Source organism: Oerskovia flava (assembly GCF_026163685.1).
Classification (GTDB): domain Bacteria; phylum Actinomycetota; class Actinomycetes; order Actinomycetales; family Cellulomonadaceae; genus Oerskovia_A; species Oerskovia_A flava.
Genome location: NZ_JAOXSR010000001.1, coordinates 192,473 through 210,570 on the forward strand (window position 1 = coordinate 192,473; position 18,098 = coordinate 210,570).

Sequence of the window (18,098 nt, forward strand, 5' to 3'; positions counted from 1 at the left end):
ACTCGAAAGGGACCGAAGATGATCCGAAGCACGGGGCGCCAGCGCCTGCTTTCTGCCGTCGCGTTGGCCTCCGGCCTCACGCTCCTGGCGGCCGGTTGCTCGTCGTCGTCGAACGACGAAGGGAACGACGGGGACGCGCCGTCCACCGCCGAGGCCCGCACGCTCAACGTCTGGGCGGGTAGCCAGACGCCGATCGTCGAGAACTTCAACCCCTACGCACCCGGCGTGCTCCACGCCGCGCTGGGCGGGGTCTACGAGACGTTCTTCGTCTACAACAAGGTGCAGGACGACCCGCCGATCCCGATGCTGGCCGAGAGCGCCGAGTTCAACGACGACGGCACCGAGCTCACCGTCGTCCTCCGCCAGGGTGTGCAGTGGAGCGACGGCGAGGACTTCGACGCCGAGGACGTCATCTACTCGTTCACGGCCGAGCACGTGAAGCGTGACTGGGTGAAGTCCGTGGAGGCGGTCGACCCGCACACGGTGACGTTCACGTTCGACGGGCCGCAGTTCACCAGCGAGTTCGCGCTCCTCGGGGCCTCCTGGCTCGTTCCTGAGCACATCTGGTCGGGCATCGAGAACCCGATCGAGATCGTCAACGAGAACCCGGTCGGCACCGGTCCGTACATCGTGGACACGGTCTCCGACAACGCCTACACGGTGACGGCGAACCCTGGGTACTGGGGTGGCGAGCCCGCGGTCTCGGAGATCCGCTACCTCGGCGTCGACCAGAACCAGACCGCGTCCGACCTGCTCACCTCGGGCCAGATCGACTGGGCCACCATGTTCATCCCGGACGTCGACGCGGTGCTCGCCGACGGCCGCCTCGGCTACCTCAACACCCCGCAGGACCCGACGGTCCTGTACACCTGCGCGAACGTGGACCTCGGGTGCGAGGGACCGCAGACCGACAAGGCCGTGCGCCAGGCGCTCAACCTGGCCATCGACCGCGGCGAGATCAACGAGAAGGCGTTCGTCGGCCTCGCTGCCGACATCTCCCCGACCTTCGCGCTCCTCGGTCGCGACGACCACTGGATCTCGCCGGACGTCGAGAGCGTGAGCCCGCAGACGGCTGACGTCGACGGGGCGAAGGCGATCCTCGAGGACGCCGGCTACGAGCTCGGTGCGGACGGCATCTTCGAGAAGGACGGCCAGAAGCTCGAGCTCGAGCTGACGTCCGTCGACGGGTGGACGGACTACAACGACGCCGCCCGCCTCATCGAGGAGAGCGCCCGTGCCGCGGGCATCGGCCTGACCGCGAGCACCGTGACGTGGCAGGAGTTCTCCGACTCCCGCCAGTCCGGTGAGTTCGAGCTCGTCATGGGCGGTGTCGTGGGCACGTCCGTCGCCGACCCGTTCCAGATCTACCGCGACTGGTTCTCGGGCGAGTACACCCAGCCGGTCGGCGAGATCCTGCAGCCGGGCGAGTGGAACTTCTCCCGCTACGACAACCCTGCGGTGAACGACGCCGTCAAGGCTGCCGCCGCGACGAACGACGAGGCGGCGAAGCAGGCGGCCTACGCGACGATCCAGGAGCACATCGTCGAGGACCTGCCGTACATCCCGATCGTCATCAACGCGACGCAGACCTTCTTCGACACGAGCGACTTCACGGGGTGGCCGACCGAGGACGACACGTTCGTCTTCCCGCCGGCGTGGTCGAACCCGTCCTCGGGCGTGATCCTCGGCAAGCTCGCGGGCCAGTGACGCACCCGGTGACACCGCGCTGACTGCACGCCGAAGAGGAGCTCCGATGACGACGGGACGACAGCAACGATGAAGTTCTACGTGCGGCGGATCACGTTCTACGTGATCACCCTGTGGGCCGCCATCTCCCTCAACTTCGCCCTTCCGCGCCTGATGCCAGGCGATGCGATGAGCACCATGATCGCGCGGATGGGCCGGTCCGGGGACATCCCCGAATCGACCCTGCGAAGCATCGAGCTCCTCTTCGGCAACCCGGACGAATCCTCGCTCTGGGAGCAGTACGTCGCCTACCTGGGGCAGCTCTTCCGCGGCGACCTCGGGGTGTCCGTGACGAAGTACCCCGCCCCGGTGACCGAGCTCATCGGTCAGGCGCTGCCGTGGACGATCGGTCTGGTCGGTCTCGCGACCGTCATCTCGTTCGTCCTCGGTGTCGGCGCCGGTGCGTTCGTCGGCTGGAAGCGCGGGACCTGGGTCGACAGCTTCGTCCCGGCCTCGACCCTGCTGCAGGCGGTGCCGTACTTCTGGCTCGCCATGATCTTCGTCTACCTCTTCGCGGTGACGAACAGGTGGTTCCCGATCGCGTGGAACTACGACCCCTTCTCCTTCTCCGGTCCCGAGCTCAGCTGGGCGTTCGTCGGCAGCGTGGTCTATCACGGCACCCTGCCCGCGCTGACGATCGTCATCAGCTCGTTCGGAGGCTGGCTGCTCGGGATGCGCAACATGATGGTCGCGACGCTGTCGGAGGACTACGTCACGACGGCGGAGGCCAAGGGCCTCAAGCGCTCACGCATCCTCACGACGTACGCGGCACGGAACGCGGCGCTTCCCTCGATGGCCGGCTTCAGCATCGCGCTCGCGTTCGTCGTCGCGGGATCGATCGTGACCGAGCAGGTCTTCTCCTATCCCGGCCTCGGCAAGCTGATGATCACCGCGGTGCAGGGCAACGACTACGCACTCATGCAGGGCACGTTCCTCGTCATCACCATCGCGGTGCTGGCGGCGAACTTCCTCATGGACCTGATCTACGGCTTCATCGACCCGAGGACACGGCACAATGGCTAAGGACGACATCCGCGACCGGGAGACCGTCACGCCCGCCGACGTGCTCGGGGGCCCGACGCGGCGACGCGGACTCACGGACTTCATGCCACGGAAGTCGGGGAAGCTGCTCGCCGGCCTCGTCCTGGTGGTCGGCACGCTGCTCTTCGCCTTCCTGGGGCCGCTCTTCACGCAGAACCCTCGCAACTCCGACAACCCCGCGCTCCTGCCGCCGGGCAGCGACGGGCACGTCCTGGGGACGACGTCCCTCGGGCGGGACGTCCTCGCGCAGCTCGCGCACGGCGCCCAGGGATCGATCATGGTCGGCCTGGTCGCCGGCGCGATCGCCCTGGTGCTCTCGCTGATCTTCGGCATCCTCGCCGGGTACGTCGGCGGCTGGACGGACGAAGGGCTCTCGGCCTTCACGAGCGTCATGCTCGTCCTGCCGGGCCTGCCCCTCATCATCGTGCTCGCCTCGTTCGCGCAGCAGTCCGACGCCCTGCAGTTCATGTCGCGGAGCCTGTGGCTCGTGGCCATCATCCTGGGGCTCACGGCCTGGCCGGGCGCCGCGATCGTCCTGCGCTCCCAGGCGAGGTCCCTGCGCGTCCGTGACTACGTGGCGGCCTCGCGCGTCGCCGGGGAGAAGCCCCACTGGATCATCGGGGTCGAGATCCTCCCGAACCTGCTGCCCCTCCTCGCCGCGCAGTTCATCGGCGCGGTGATCCTCGCCATCATGAACGAGGCAGGCCTCGCCTACCTCGGGCTCGGACCCTCCGGGTCGATCACGTGGGGAACGATGCTCAACGAGGCGCAGACGGGCGCGGCCCTGACCCGCGGAGCCTGGTGGTGGTTCGTCCCACCGGGTCTCATGATCGCCCTGTTCGGTTGTGGGCTCTCGCTCATCAACTTCAGCATCGACGAGGTCGTCAACCCGAAGCTGCGCACCGCGCCGGCAGCCGTGAAGAGCGTGCGGAAGGCGGCCAAGGCGGTCGCCGAGGACGAGAAGAAGGTGGAGGCATGAGCAGCACGCGCGAGCCCGAGCGGGAGCCGGTGGTCACCCGGGCGCCGGGCGGCACCCCGGTCCTCACACCGGTTCTCACGGCGAAGAACGTCTCGATCGAGTACGAGGTGACCCCGGTCGTCCACGCGGTCAAGGACGTCTCGCTGACGCTGCACCGTGGTGAGATCCTCGGCCTGGCCGGCGAGTCCGGCTGCGGCAAGACGACCTTCGCCTACGGACTGAACAAGCTGCTCAAGCCGCCCGCGCTGATGCGGTCGGGAGAGATCACGTTCCACGACAAGAACGGCGAGGACATCGACGTCGTCGGTCTCGACGGCGAGCGCCTCCGGGCGTTCCGCTGGGACAAGATCTCGATGGTGTTCCAGGGAGCGATGAACTCCCTCAACCCGGTGATCAGCGTCAAGGCGCAGCTCTACGACATCTTCTCGACGCACCGCCCCGGGATGTCGACGAAGGAGAAGAAGGCGGCCAGCGAAGAGCTGCTCCGGACCGTCGGGGTCGACCCGGCGCGACTCGGCTCCTACGCGCACGAGTTCTCCGGCGGCATGCGTCAGCGGGTGATGATCGCGATGGCGCTCGCCCTGCGGCCCCAGGTCATGATCATGGACGAGCCGACGACGGCGCTCGACGTCGTGGTGCAGCGCGGCATCCTGCGGGAGATCATGCGCCTGCGTGAGCAGTTCGACTTCGCGGTCGTCTTCATCACCCACGACCTGCCGATGCTGCTCGAGATCAGTGACCGGATCGCGGTCATGCGTGCCGGCGAGATCGTCGAGCTGGACAGCGCCGAGAACATCTACACGAACCCGCAGCACGAGTACACGCGCAAGCTCCTGAGCTCCTTCCCGAGCCTCACGGGCGACCGCGGGGCGTTCGTCCGCACGGGAGAGCAGTCGGGAGAGGTGGCCTGAGCATGAGCGTCCTCGAGGTCAAGGACCTGGTCAAGGACTTCACGGTCCGCAAGGGGTTGAAGCGCTCGAAGCTGCGGGCGGTGAACGACGTGTCGTTCACCCTCGAGCCCGGCAAGACGATCGCGCTGGTGGGGGAGTCGGGGTCCGGCAAGTCCACGGTGGCGCGGATGATCGCGAAGCTGGAGACGCCGTCGTCGGGGGAGATCCTGCTGGACGGGGTCCCGAGCGCCACGCGTGGCCGGGGTCTCGACGGCTACCGGCACGACGTGCAGATGGTCTTCCAGGACCCGTTCGCCTCGCTCAACCCGTTCCACTCGATCGAGCACCATCTCGAACGCCCGCTGAAGCTGCACAAGCGGGCGAAGGGGCGAGGAGAGCTCGAGGGGCAGATCCACGCGCTGCTCGAGCGGGTGAACCTCACGCCTGCGGAGGTCATGGCCAAGCGCCGTCCCCACGAGCTCTCGGGCGGTCAGCGTCAACGGGTGGCGATCGCCCGGGCGCTCGCGCCGGGTGCCCGCTTCCTCGTGGCGGACGAGCCGGTCTCGATGCTGGACGTGTCGATCCGCCTCGGGGTGCTCAACCTGCTCGCCCGGCTGCAGCGCGAGGAGAACCTCGGCGTCCTGTACATCACGCACGACCTGGCGACCGCACGGCACTTCAGCGACGAGATCCTCGTGATGTTCCGCGGCACCATCGTCGAGCGCGGACCGTCGGACGAGGTGATCCTCGACCCCCAGCACGAGTACACGAAGCTCCTGCTGTCGGCGTCTCCCGACCCGGGGAACCAGGGAAGGCTGCGCGACGAGGTCCGTGCCGAGCTCGCCGCGTCCGCTGCGGGCGGGACGGTCCAGGACCCGGGGCGGGACCGGTTCGGGACCGCGGGCCTGTGAGGGCCTGACGCCGTAGAGTCGGCCCCGTGCCCAGCCGTCATCTGCACCTCGCGCCCAGCACGTCCGCCCCGGCCGCGGCGGTCCGCGCGGCCCTGACCGCGCTCCGCGCGGAGATGGAGGTCCCGGCCGAGTTCCCGCCGGACGTGCTGGCGGAGGCGGAGCGCGCGGTCGACGGGGTCGCGGGCTCGCGCGACGACCTGCGCGACCTGCCCTTCGTGACGATCGACCCGCCCGGGTCGATGGACCTCGACCAGGCGATGCATCTCGCGCGCGAGGACGACGGGTTCGTCGTGCACTACGCGATCGCGGACGTCGCGGCGTTCGTCGAGCCCGGTGGGGCGCTCGACGCCGAGGTGAACCAGCGGGGCATGACGCTCTACGGGCCCGACCTCCGCACGCCGCTGCACCCGCCCGTGATGTCCGAGGGCGCGGCCAGCCTCCTGCCGGGGCAGGACCGTCCGGCCGCGGTGTGGCGGGTCGTGCTGGACGCGAGCACGGAGGTCGTCGACGCGCAGGTCCGGCGTGCGCTGGTCCGCTCGGTCGCCCGGTTCGACTACGCGCAGGTGCAGGCGTGGGTCGACGGCGGTGCGGAGCCGGACGCGACGGTCGGGCCCCGGGAGGCCGCGTCGCTGGCCCTGCTGGCGGCGGTCGGGGAGGGGCGGCGCCGCCTCGAGCGGGAGCGCGGCGGGGTGTCGCTGGACGTGCCCGAGCAGGAGATCACCACGGCCGAGGACGGCACGTTCGGTCTCGAGCTGCGTTCGACGCTCCCGGCCGAGGGCTGGAACGCCCAGATCTCGCTGCTGACGGGGATCGCGGCCGCCGGCATCATGCGGGCGGGCGGCGTGGGGATCTTCCGCACCCTGCGCGACGCGGACCCGCGGGACGTCGCGCGACTGCGCCGCACGGCTCGCGCGCTCGGCATCGACTGGCCGCAGGAGACCACCTACGCGGACCTGCTGCCGACGCTCGACTCGCGCGCGTCCCGGCACGCGGCCTTCCTCAACGAGGCGACGTCGCTGTTCCGCGGCGCCTCCTACGCGCCGTTCGGCGCCACGGGCCAGGAGCCGGGCGTGCCCGACGACGCCGCGCACGCCGCGATCGCCGCCGAGTACGCGCACGTGACCGCGCCGCTGCGCCGACTCGTCGACCGCTACGGGACCGAGGTGTGCCTCGCGCTGTGCGCGGGAGATCCCGTGCCGCGCTGGGTGCTGGACGCCCTGCCCGGCCTGCCGCGCACCATGGCGCGCACCGGTCAGCGCGCGGGGACGTACGAGCGGTCGAGCGTCGACGTCGTGGAGGCCGCGCTCCTGCACGGCCGTGAGGGCGAGGAGTTCGACGGGGTCGTCGTCGACGTCGAGGACGACGCCGAGCGTGAGCGCCGCCTCGAGCGGGAGGCCGGCGCCGAGAACGGTGGCGAGGACGGCGGGACCGCCGCGGGGTCGCCCGCGCGCGTCGGGCAGGTCGTGCTCGCCGACCCGGCGGTGCGGGCCACCGTGACGGGCGCGGAGCTGCCGCTCGGCGACCCGTTGCGGGTGCGCCTGGCGGAGGCGTCGGTCCCCGAGCGGCGCGTCCGCTTCGTCGTCGCCTGAGCGGTCGTCGCCCGAGCGTCGTCGCCTCGGCCGTCGAGACCCGTGCGCCCTGCGTACGCTGTGCCCATGCCTGCCCGACGACGCACCGACCCCGCCGTAGGACGCCTCGCCCTGGCGGCGTGGCGGCAGGGCACCGCGATGACGACCGACGTGACGACCGCGGTGCGCTTCACGCTCGAGGAGATCGCCGACGTCGCGCCCGGCCGCTCGGTGGAGGTACGCGTCCCGCCGTCGGGCGCGGTGCAGTGCGTCGAGGGGCCGCGGCACACCCGCGGCACGCCGCCGAACGTCGTCGAGACCGACCCGCAGACGTGGCTCGGCCTCGTGACCGGTGCGGTGGCCTGGGCCGACGCGGTCGCCGACGGGCGGGTGCGTGCGTCCGGGGAGCGCGCCGACCTCTCGGGGCTCCTGCCGCTGCAGGCGGCGCGCAGCCGGGACTGAGCCTCAGGCCGCGGGTGCGGACAGGGCCGGCAGCAGGCCGTCCCAGACGGCGCGCAGGATGTCGTTGGCGTTGCGCTCGTTGTGGGCCGTGACGGTCACGACGGCGCGCTGGCGGGGGAGCACGATCGAGAACTGGCCGTACCGGCCGTCGGCCCGCCACGCGCCGTCGGGCGTCGAGGTCCACACCTGGTAGCCGTACCCGCCCGCCGACTCGGGGTCGGTCGAGAAGTGCGCGGTGCTGACGACGTCGGTGTGCATCGCGTCGACGAAGTCCGCCGGGACGAGGGAAACTCCCTCCCAGGTCCCGCGCTGCAGGAGGAGGCGGCCGAGGCGGGCGAGCTCGCTCGTCGTGAGGTGCAGGCCCTTCGCCCCCTCGCTGAACCCCAGCGGGCAGCGCAGCCACTGCGGGTTGGCGATGCCGAGCGGGTCGAACAGCCGGGGGACGAGGTAGTCGCGCAGGTCCTCGCCGCTGACCCGCTCGACGACGCGTCCGAGCAGGTAGGTCGACGCGTTCGAGTAGTCGAACCGTTCGCCCGGCCGGGTCACGAGGTCCGCCGAGAGGAACGTCGCCGCGACGTCGTGCGGCGCGTCCGCGGGCAGCTCGAACCACGTCACCGGGCTGCCCGACGTCATCTGCAGCAGATGGCGGATCGTCACCTGGTCGACGCCGGCGCCCACCCGGCCGCGGTGGTCGGCGAAGTGGTCGAGCACCGGGTCGTCGAGGTCGAGCAGACCCGCACCGCGCGCGATGCCGATCGCGACCGCGGTGAACGTCTTGGACCCGGACCAGACGTGCACCCGGTCGTCCGCGCGGAAACGGTGCTCCAGCGGATCGTGACCCTCGCGGTGGACGTGCACCCCGTAGACCCCCAGGTCCTGCTCCTCGGTGCGGCGGCGGAAGTCGTCGAGGAGCGCGGTGTCGTGAGTCATCGGAACATCGTGGACGACCGGCGGCCGGAGGGCAAAGCGTCCGACCGCCGGACCCACGTGCAGGTCAGCGCAGGGGCGTGGCGTCCCGGGCGGCGACGTACGACGGCCGGTGACCCGACGCCCCGAAGGGCTCGTCGAGCGCGTTCTCGACGCTGTTGAACACGAAGAAGATGTTGGAGCGGGGGAACGGGGTGATGTTGTTGCCCGACCCGTGCATGATGTTCGCGTCGAACCACAGCGCGGACCCCGCGGGGCCGGTGAACTGCTCGATGCCCAGGCGATGGGCCAGCTCGGAGATGTCCTCCTCGGACGGCACACCGGCCTTCTGCTCCTTGAGCGAGGACCGGTAGTTGTCCGCAGGTGTCTCGCCGAGGCTCGGCACGAAGGTGCGGTGCGAGCCCGGCATGACCATCAGCCCCCCGTTGAACGGGTAGTTGTCGGTCAGCGCGATCGAGCAGCTCACGGCGCGGGGGATCGGCATGCCGTCCTCCGCGTGCCACGTCTCGAAGTCGGAGTGCCAGGAGAAGCCGGTGCCCTTGAACCCCGGCATGTAGTTGACCCGGGTCTGGTGCAGGTAGACGTCCGAGCCGAGCAGCTGGCGGGCACGGCCGAGGATCCGCGGGTCGCGCGACAGGGCGTCGATGGCCGGGCTGAGGCGTTGCACCTCGAAGACGGAGCGCACCTCGCCCGAGGACTGCTCCGTGACGGTCCGCTCGTCGGCGACGACGGCCGGCGTCGTGGTCAGCCGGGTGAGCTCCTGGCGGTACGCGACGACCTCGTCGGCGGTGAGCACCTCCTCGAGCACCGTGAAGCCGCGCTCGGCGTGGGCGGCGAGCGCGGCGGCGTCGAACGGGCCGTCCGCCTCGGTGCCCCACACGGTGGGGTGCTCGCGGGCGATCGTGCCGGCCGACGTCGTCACTCTCGTCGGGTAGAGGTCCCGCCGCGCGGTCTCGGCGGTCTGCGGTGCGGTCGGGGATGCGGGCGTCTGCGTCGTCATACGGTCTCCTTCGGCGGCGTTCGTCCTGAGCAGGGGCAGGGCGCTGCGGAGGAGGCCGGGCGCGGGCCCAGGTCCGGGCGGAGCAGGAGTACGGCATAGGTCGACGAGCGGCGCGGCTGTCTCGGGCACCTCCCAGAGGGCACATCGGTGGGTCGCGTCCACGCCACGTTACCGACGTCAGCGGCGTTGTCCAGCGGTACCTCGGTCGGCACCTCGTCGGCACCGTGGCCCGCAGGGCTACTGATCGGTAACGTTCCGGCCGCCAAGGGTGGCGTCCCGGCGGGCGGGCGGCTAGCGTCACTGGGCATGATCGGCACACGCCGGTCGGACGCCGCGAGCACAGTGACGTGCGCAGGCGTTCGACAGGTCGTGACCCGGCCGCAACCGACAGTTCACACGGGTGCGCTTCGATGAACCTGGTCGTCGTGCGTCCGGTCCGTGGACAACGGGTCGCGCGTCGGTGCCGTCCGCACCAGATGAAGGAGTCAGCGTGTACCACCACCAGAACCTGCGACGTCGGAGGGTGGTGGTGGCTGCCGCGCTGAGCATGGCGCTCGCCGTGCCCACCGCGTCCGCCGCCGTCGCCGCCCCCGGGGCACCGACCGCCGTGAGCGCCGCGGTCGACGACGCCACGACCGTCGTCATCAACGAGGCGTACCTGTCGGGCGGGAGCGCCAACGCTCCGTACTCGACCAAGTTCGTCGAGCTGTACAACCCGACGGACGCGCCGGTCGACCTCGACGGCTGGTCGCTGCAGTACCGCTCGGCGACCGGCACCGGTGCGTCGAACGGCACGGTCGCCCTCAGCGGGACCATCGACGCCGAGGGCTACTACCTCGTCGCGGGCGGCTCCAACGGCACCAACGGTGCGGCGCTGCCGGAGCCCGACGCCTCGGGCTCGGTGAACTTCCAGGGCCAGAACGGCACCATCGCGCTGGTCGACGCCCCGGCCGCGATCACGCTGCCCACAGGCGACGTCGTCGGAGCCGACGACCGGATCGTGGACCTCCTCGGATACGGCACCTCGAACACGTTCGAGACGGCGGCCGGACCGGCGGGACGAGCCAACAACGCGGGCGGGTCCCTCAACCGGACCGGCTTCGTCGACACGGACGACAACTCGGCCGACTTCGCGGTCCTCGACGCGGTCACGCCCCAGAACAGCGGCAGCGACCCCGGCCCGGACCCCGAGCCCGAGGTGTGCGAGGCGGAGACCATCGCCGAGATCCAGGGGACCGGCGACGTGAGCCCCTGCGTGGGCCAGACCGTCACCGCTCGCGGCGTCGTCACGGCGTCGTACCCGACCGGCGGCTACGACGGCCTGTACATCCAGACGCCCGGCACCGGCGGCGACCTGGACCTCGAGGAGCACGACGCCTCCGACGCGATCTTCGTCTACTCCGCGGCCGCCGCCGCCGATCTCGAGATCGGTGACCACGTCGAGGTGACGGGCACGGTCTCCGAGTACTTCACCCTGACGCAGATCGCGCCCGCCGCCGGCGGGTGGACGGTCCTCGACGAGCCCGCGGAGGCCGTCAAGCCCGCGAACGTCGCCTTCCCGGCCGACGACGCGCAGCGCGAGACGCTCGAGGGCATGCTGCTGCAGCCGGCCGGCGACCACGTCGTCGCCGACAACTACTCGACGAACTTCTACGGCTCGATCGGTCTGGCGACCGGGACCACCCCCCTCCTCCAGCCCACCGCGGCCGGTCGCCCGGGCAGCCCGGAGGCCGCCGCGGCCGTCGCGGACGCCGCAGCCCGCGGCGTCGTGCTCGACGACGGCGCGACGACGAACTTCAACACCCAGGCCAACAAGGCCACGCCGCTGCCCTACCTCACCCCGGACGCGCCCGTGCGGGTGGGTGCCGCGGTCGAGTTCGTCACCCCGGTGATCCTCGACTACCGGTTCGACGCCTGGACCTACCAGCCGCTCACCCGTCTCACGGCGGACAACGCCGAGGGCGTCCAGCCCGCCACCTTCGCCGACACGCGCACCGACGCCCCCGAGGACGTCGGCGGCGACATGCAGGTCGCGATCTTCAACGTGCTGAACTACTTCACGACGACGGGCGACCAGCTCAACGGCTGCCAGTACTACACGGACCGTGAGGGCAACCCCGTCACCGTCCGGACCGGCTGCCTCGCGCGCGGGGCCGCCGACGCCGAGAACCTCGAGCGCCAGGAGACCAAGATCGTCGCCGCGATCGACGCGCTCGGCGCCGACGTCGTGGCCCTCATGGAGATCGAGAACTCCGAGCCGTTCGGCAAGGACCGCGACCAGGCGCTGTCCGACCTCGTCGACGCCCTCAACGAGGTCGCCGGTGACGGGGTGTGGGCGTTCGCGCCCTCCCCGGCAGCGGTGCCCGCCGACGAGGACGTGATCCGCACCGCGTTCATCTACCGCGCGGAGTCGGCCGAGCTCGTGGGCGACTCGCAGATCCTCCTCGACGACCCGGCGTACTCCAACGCTCGCGAGCCGCTCGCCCAGGTGTTCCGCCCGGTCGACGGCGGGGACGACAGCGAGGTGCTCGTCGTCGCGAACCACTTCAAGTCGAAGGGTTCGGGCACGGGTGAGGACGCCGACCAGGGCGACGGCCAGGGGGCGTCCAACGCGTCCCGCGTGCGTCAGGCAACGTCCCTCGTCGACTTCGCGCAGGAGGTCGCCGACGACGCCGGGACGGACAAGATCCTGCTTGCCGGCGACTTCAACGCCTATGACCAGGAGGACCCGCTCGAGGTCTTCCGCGACGCGCAGTACACGAGCCTGGGCGCCGCGACCGGGGAGAACACCTACCTGTTCGGTGGCCTCGTCGGATCGCTCGACCACATCTTCGCCTCGCCGGCCGCGGCAGCGACCGTCACCGGTGCGGACGTGTGGAACATCAACTCGGTCGAGCCGATCGCGAACGAGTACTCGCGCTACAACTACAACGCGACGATCCTCTACGACACCTCGCCGTTCCGCTCCTCCGACCACGACCCGCTGGTCGTCGGGCTCGACCTGGCCGGCGAGCAGTCCGGCACCACGCAGATCGACCTGTTGGCGATCAACGACTTCCACGGTCGGATCGACAGCAACACCGTGAAGTTCGCGGGGACGATCGAGGCGCTGCGCGCCGAGAACCCCGACAACACGCTCTTCCTGTCGGCGGGCGACAACATCGGCGCGTCGGTCTTCGCGTCGGCGTCGCAGAACGACCAGCCGACGATCGACGTCCTCAACGCGCTCGACCTCGCGAGCTCCGCGGTGGGCAACCACGAGTTCGACCAAGGGCTCGACGACCTCACCGGTCGCGTCGAGGACGCGAGCGACTGGAACCACCTCGGTGCCAACGTCTACGACAAGGGCACGCTGAACCCGGCGCTCCAGGAGTTCGACGTCATCGAGGTCGACGGCGTGCGGCTCGGCATCATCGGTGCCGTGACGGAGGAGACGCCGGCGCTCGTCACCCCGGCAGGCATCGCCGACATCGACTTCGGTGACCCGGTCGAGGCCGTCAACCGGGTGGCAGCCCAGCTCACCGACGGGGACGAGTCCAACGGCGAGGCCGACGTCCTCATCGCGCTCTACCACGAGGGTGCGGGCGCCGGCACGCCGGACGGCTCGACCCTCGAGGAGGAGGTCGCCGCGGGCGGGATCTTCGCCGACATCGTCGAGGAGACCGACCCTGCGGTCGCGGCCATCTACACCGGCCACACCCACAAGCAGTACGCGTGGGACGCGCCGCTGCCCGGCTCTCCGGAGCGGACGCGGCCGATCATCCAGACCGGCAGCTACGGCGAGTACCTCGGGCACGCGACGCTCACGATCGACTCCGACACCCTCGAGGTGCTCGAGGCGACCGGCGTGAACGTCGCGCGCACCACCACGGCGGACGCCGACCTGGTGGCTGCGTACCCCCGCGTCGCGGAGGTCCAGCAGATCGTCCAGGCCGCGCTCGCCGAGGCCGAGATCATCGGCGCTCAGCCCGTCGGCGAGGTCACGGCCGACATCACGACCGCGTTCGCCGGCGGGTCCTACGTGGACGGGATCTACACCGGCGGAGGCCGGGACGATCGCGCGTCGGAGTCGACGCTCGGCAACCTCGTCGCCGACGCGCTCCTCGCCACCCTCGCCGACCCCGACCGTGGCGGCGCCGACATCGGCGTCGTCAACCCGGGCGGCCTGCGCGGTGAGCTGTACTACGGCGACGACGGCGTCATCACGTACGCCGAGGCGAACGGCGTCCTGCCGTTCGTCAACAACCTCTGGACCGTCACGCTGAGCGGTGAGCAGGTCGTCGAGCTCCTCGAGCAGCAGTGGCAGACGGACGCCCAGGGCAACCGCCCGTCTCGCCCGTACCTGGCCCTCGGGCTCTCGGAGAACGTCTCCTACACGGTCGCCACGGCGGACGTGAACGCGACTCCCGGCTCGAACGTCACCTCCGTGACGATCAACGGGGAGCCGCTCGACCCGCAGGGCGAGTACACGGTCGCGACGTTCTCCTTCCTCGCCACCGGTGGTGACAACTTCCGGGTCTTCACCGAGGGGACGAACGCCCGCGACTCGGGTCTCATCGACCGGGAGGCCTGGATCGCCTACCTCGAGAACAACTCGCCGGTCTCGCCGTCGTTCGCCCGCACGGGCGTCGTCGTCGACGAGCTCCCGGGGGCCGTCGAGGCCGGCGGAACCGTGAGCGCGAGCCTCTCGCGGCTCGACCTCACGTCTCTCGGGTCACCGCAGAACACCGCGGTCGAGGCCTACCTCGTGCCCGAGGGTGAGACGTTCGACCCGGCCGCACCGGGCGACGCCCTCGGCTCCGCGACCGTGACCGACGGTGCGGCGACCCTCGAGGTCGTCGTCCCGGAGAGCACCCCGGCGGGTGAGCACGCCCTGTACGTCGTGGCGTCGCCCAGCGGCACCACGACCAGGCTGCCGCTGACCGTCGAGGCGTCGGTGCCGTCCGGCGTCGAGCTCGAGAGCGTCGAGGCGCAGCCGCGCTGCACGGGCAGGTTCGTGCACCTTGCGGTCCGCGCCGTCAACGGCGAGGACGTCCCGGTCGAGATCACGATCGCGACGCCCTACGGGAGCAAGACGTACAAGAACGTGCGTCCGGGTGCGTCCGCGTACCAGTCCTTCAACACCCGCTCCACGTCCGTCGAGGCGGGCGAGGTCACGGTCACCGGCTCGTTCGGAGACGGTGAGGGGACCGAGGAGTACACGGTGCCGTTCGACGTGATCAGCTGCAGCTGACACACCTCGTCGGGCCCCGGTCGACCACGTCGGCCGGGGCCCGACGCCGTCCCGGGGCGAGTCGGCGGCTCAGGGAGTACTCAGCACCGCCGGGTAGGGTCGTGCCGTGAGCACGAACGCCCCTGCCCCCAGCCCGGCGCCGGACGGAGACGCCCCGACCGAGCGGGTCGAACCGACCGAGACGTCGGGCGCGCCGTCGGTCGAGATCGAGTCGGCCGTCGACCCGGCGACGGTGCGGCGCGCCCCGCGCTACCGCGCGTTCTTCTGGACCGGGGCGATCGCCGGGATCGTCCTGGGCTCGGTGCTCGCTGCCGTCCTGCTGTCGAACCCGCAGGCGTCAGGTCTCCTCAAGCCAGGCGTCTACTTCACGGTGACGGTCCTCGGGACGACGATGGTCACGGTGCTCCTCGCCGGGCTCTGGGCCGTCCTCGCGGACCGGCGCAGCCTGCGCAGGCGCTGACCCTCCCGTCGACGGGTCGCTGACCGGCCGCTTCGGTCGCCGGGGTACCTCTGTGGGAGACTGGGGAACGTGGCCCCCCGCGGAGATGGACTTCTCACCCACGACCTGATGCCCGGCGAAAAAGGCCCGCAGGACGCCTGCGGCGTCTTCGGAGTCTGGGCGCCCGGCGAAGAGGTCGCCAAGCTCGCCTACTTCGGCCTGTACGCGCTGCAGCACCGTGGCCAGGAGTCGGCCGGCATCGCCACCAGCAACGGTGAGCAGATCCTCGTCTACAAGGACATGGGACTCGTCTCGCAGGTCTTCGACGAGACGGCGCTCAACGCCCTGACGGGGCACATCGCCGTCGGGCACTGCCGGTACTCCACCACCGGTGGCGTGACGTGGGAGAACGCGCAGCCGACGCTCGGCCCCACCGCCTCCGGGACGGTGGCGCTCGGGCACAACGGCAACCTCACCAACTCGGCCGAGCTCGTCAACCTGGTCGCCGAGCGCTACGGCGCCCAGCGCCGCGGCGAGCTCGCCCGCGGCAACACCACGGACACGGCCCTCGTCACGGCGCTGCTCGCCGGCGACGTCGACCACACCCTCGAGGCGACCGCGCTCGAGGTGCTCCCACGCCTGCGCGGCGCGTTCAGCCTCGTCTTCATGGACGAGCGCACGCTGTACGCGGCCCGCGACCCGCAGGGTGTGCGCCCCCTGGTCCTCGGCCGCCTGGACCGCGGGTGGGTCGTCGCGAGCGAGGCGCCCGCCCTCGACATCGTGGGGGCGTCGTTCGTCCGCGAGGTCGAGCCCGGCGAGCTCATCGCGATCGACGCCGACGGGCTGCGCTCCACCCGGTTCGCGCCGATCGAGCGCGCCGGCTGCGTCTTCGAGTACGTCTACCTCGCGCGCCCCGACACGACCATCAACGGTCGGTCCGTGCACGCTGCGCGCGTCGAGATGGGCCGCCAGCTCGCGCGCGAGCACCCCGTCGAGGCGGACCTCGTGATGCCCGTGCCCGAGTCCGGCACCCCGGCCGCGGTCGGCTACGCGGCGGAGTCCGGCATCCCGTTCGGCCAGGGCCTCACGAAGAACGCCTACGTGGGACGTACGTTCATCCAGCCGTCGGACACGTTGCGCCAGCTGGGCATCCGCCTCAAGCTCAACCCGCTGCGCGACGTCATCCGCGGCAAGCGGCTCGTCGTCGTCGACGACTCCATCGTGCGGGGCAACACCCAGCGCGCGCTCATCCGGATGCTGCGCGAGGCCGGCGCCGCCGAGGTGCACGTGCGCATCAGCTCGCCGCCCGTGAAGTGGCCGTGCTTCTACGGCATCGACTTCGCGTCGCGCGCCGAGCTCATCGCGAACGGCCTCGGCCCGCAGGAGGTCGGCAAGTCGCTGGGCGCCGACACGCTCGGGTACATCTCCCAGGAAGGGATGGTGGCCGCGACCGAGCAGCCGGCGTCCCAGCTCTGCGCCGCGTGCTTCACCGGGAAGTACCCGATCGAGCTGCCGCCGGACGACCAGCTCGGCAAGCACCTGCTGGAGCAGAACGAGCTCCCGCTCGGCGCGCCCGAGGACGGGCTGCGCACCCTGTCGGTGGGCGTCGGCGGCGCGACCGCGCTCGACCACCCGTGACCACCCCCCGCTCGTGACCCTCCACCACTCGTGACGTTCGACCACGTGACCACGCACCACCGACTCGTCGTGGCGTCCCGCCGCGCCCCCCGAACCAGGAGCAGAACTCGTGCCTGACGCATCCCTCGAGCCCCGGCCCGACGGCCTGACCTACGCCGCCGCCGGGGTCGACACCGAGGCCGGCGACAAGGCCGTCGAGCTGATGAAGGACGCCGTGCGCCGCACCCAGGGGCCGCAGGTCCTGGGAGGCGTCGGTGGGTTCGCCGGGCTCTACGACCTCGCCGAGGTCGCCCGCTACCGTAAGCCGCTGCTGGCCACCTCGACGGACGGCGTGGGGACGAAGGTGGCGATCGCCCAGGCGCTCGACACCCACGACACCATCGGGTTCGACCTCGTGGGCATGGTGGTCGACGACATCGTCGTGGTCGGCGCGAAGCCGCTGTTCATGACCGACTACATCGCGTGCGGCAAGGTCGTGCCCGAGCGCATCGCGGACATCGTGCGCGGGATCGCCGCGGCCTGCGAGGTCGCGGGGACCGCCCTCGTGGGCGGTGAGACCGCCGAGCACCCCGGCCTCCTCGGCGTCGACGAGTACGACGTCGCGGGCGCGGCGACCGGTGTGGTGGAGGCGGACGCGCTCCTCGGGCCCGACCGGGTCCGCGACGGCGACGTCCTCATCGCCATGGCGTCCTCGGGGCTGCACTCGAACGGCTACTCGCTCGTGCGCGCCGTGGTCAAGCACGCCGGCTGGGGACTGGAGCGGCACGTCGACGAGTTCGGCCGCACGCTCGGTGAGGAGCTGCTCGAGCCGACGCGGGTCTACGCGAGCGACTGCCTCGCGCTCGCGCACGACGACGCCGCCCAGGTGCACGCGTTCACGCACGTGACGGGTGGTGGACTCGCCGCCAACCTGGCCCGCGTCCTGCCGGCCGGCCTCGTCGCGACCGTGGACCGGGCGAGCTGGGAGGTGCCGCCGGTCTTCCGTGTCGTGCGGGAGCTCGGTGCCGTGCCGCGCACGGACCTCGAGAACACGCTCAACCTCGGTGTCGGCATGGTCGCGATCGTCGGTGCCGACGGCGCGGACGCCGCCCTCGCCCGGTGCGCTGCCCTCGGTGTCCCGGCGTGGACGCTCGGGACCGTCGCGGCCGAGGACCCGGCCGCCGGCCAGGAGGGCCTTGTCGCGGGCACGAAGGGCGTCCAGGCGGGCGCGGTCCGGCTCGTCGGCGACTACCGCTGACCGAGGACCTCGAACGATCGCGACGGA

At 71.3% G+C, this 18,098-nt stretch carries 13 protein-coding genes; 11 read left to right on the forward strand and 2 right to left on the reverse strand.

Features of this window, described 5'->3' with window-relative positions; all coding sequences use genetic code 11:
• Positions 1-18: 18 nt before the first annotated feature.
• From OHL10_RS00835 to OHL10_RS00865, 7 genes are all read left to right on the forward strand, one after another.
• Complete coding sequence (locus OHL10_RS00835) at positions 19-1,707, forward strand: ABC transporter substrate-binding protein (RefSeq protein WP_265520255.1); 1,689 nt, start codon at positions 19-21, stop codon at positions 1,705-1,707.
• A 69-nt stretch (positions 1,708-1,776) separates the two neighbouring features.
• Positions 1,777-2,769 carry an ABC transporter permease gene (locus OHL10_RS00840; protein ID WP_265520256.1) on the forward strand — a complete coding sequence of 331 codons (993 nt, stop codon included), beginning with the start codon at positions 1,777-1,779 and terminating at the stop codon, positions 2,767-2,769.
• Positions 2,762-3,766, forward strand: coding sequence for an ABC transporter permease (locus OHL10_RS00845; RefSeq protein WP_265520257.1), 1,005 nt, complete (start codon positions 2,762-2,764; stop codon positions 3,764-3,766). Before OHL10_RS00840 ends, OHL10_RS00845 begins: the two co-directional genes overlap by 8 nt.
• Positions 3,763-4,677 (forward strand): ABC transporter ATP-binding protein, encoded by a 915-nt coding sequence (locus OHL10_RS00850; protein ID WP_265520258.1) that lies wholly within the window; start codon positions 3,763-3,765, stop codon positions 4,675-4,677. Before OHL10_RS00845 ends, OHL10_RS00850 begins: the two co-directional genes overlap by 4 nt.
• A gap of 2 nt (positions 4,678-4,679) precedes the next feature.
• Positions 4,680-5,567 carry an ABC transporter ATP-binding protein gene (locus OHL10_RS00855; protein WP_265520259.1) on the forward strand — a complete coding sequence of 296 codons (888 nt, stop codon included), beginning with the start codon at positions 4,680-4,682 and terminating at the stop codon, positions 5,565-5,567.
• Between the two features lie 26 nt (positions 5,568-5,593).
• Complete coding sequence (locus OHL10_RS00860) at positions 5,594-7,156, forward strand: RNB domain-containing ribonuclease (protein WP_265520260.1); 1,563 nt, start codon at positions 5,594-5,596, stop codon at positions 7,154-7,156.
• Positions 7,157-7,222: 66 nt separating this feature from the next.
• Positions 7,223-7,597 (forward strand): sterol carrier family protein, encoded by a 375-nt coding sequence (locus tag OHL10_RS00865; protein WP_265520261.1) that lies wholly within the window; start codon positions 7,223-7,225, stop codon positions 7,595-7,597.
• 3 nt (positions 7,598-7,600) lie between these two features.
• On the opposite strand, the gene OHL10_RS00870 is transcribed toward OHL10_RS00865, so the two are convergent.
• Together OHL10_RS00870 and thpD are read right to left on the reverse strand one after the other, a co-directional pair.
• Positions 7,601-8,527: a serine hydrolase domain-containing protein gene (locus OHL10_RS00870; RefSeq protein WP_265520262.1), complete on the reverse strand. Its 927-nt coding sequence runs from the start codon at positions 8,525-8,527 to the stop codon at positions 7,601-7,603.
• Between the two features lie 64 nt (positions 8,528-8,591).
• On the reverse strand, positions 8,592-9,524 hold the full coding sequence (thpD, locus tag OHL10_RS00875) for an ectoine hydroxylase (RefSeq protein WP_265520263.1): 933 nt from the start codon (positions 9,522-9,524) through the stop codon (positions 8,592-8,594).
• 490 nt (positions 9,525-10,014) lie between these two features.
• On the opposite strand from thpD, the gene OHL10_RS00880 reads away from it, so the two are divergent.
• The 4 genes from OHL10_RS00880 (at position 10,015) to purM (ending at position 18,071) form a co-directional block, all read left to right on the forward strand.
• Entirely contained in the window at positions 10,015-14,757 is a 4,743-nt protein-coding gene (locus tag OHL10_RS00880; RefSeq protein WP_265520264.1) for an ExeM/NucH family extracellular endonuclease, read from the forward strand.
• A 106-nt stretch (positions 14,758-14,863) separates the two neighbouring features.
• Positions 14,864-15,217: a hypothetical protein gene (locus tag OHL10_RS00885; RefSeq protein WP_265520265.1), complete on the forward strand. Its 354-nt coding sequence runs from the start codon at positions 14,864-14,866 to the stop codon at positions 15,215-15,217.
• Between the two features lie 69 nt (positions 15,218-15,286).
• On the forward strand, positions 15,287-16,834 hold the full coding sequence (gene purF / locus OHL10_RS00890; RefSeq protein WP_265520266.1) for an amidophosphoribosyltransferase: 1,548 nt from the start codon (positions 15,287-15,289) through the stop codon (positions 16,832-16,834).
• Between the two features lie 109 nt (positions 16,835-16,943).
• Entirely contained in the window at positions 16,944-18,071 is a 1,128-nt protein-coding gene (purM, locus tag OHL10_RS00895; RefSeq protein ID WP_265520267.1) for a phosphoribosylformylglycinamidine cyclo-ligase, read from the forward strand.
• Positions 18,072-18,098: the final 27 nt, after the last annotated feature.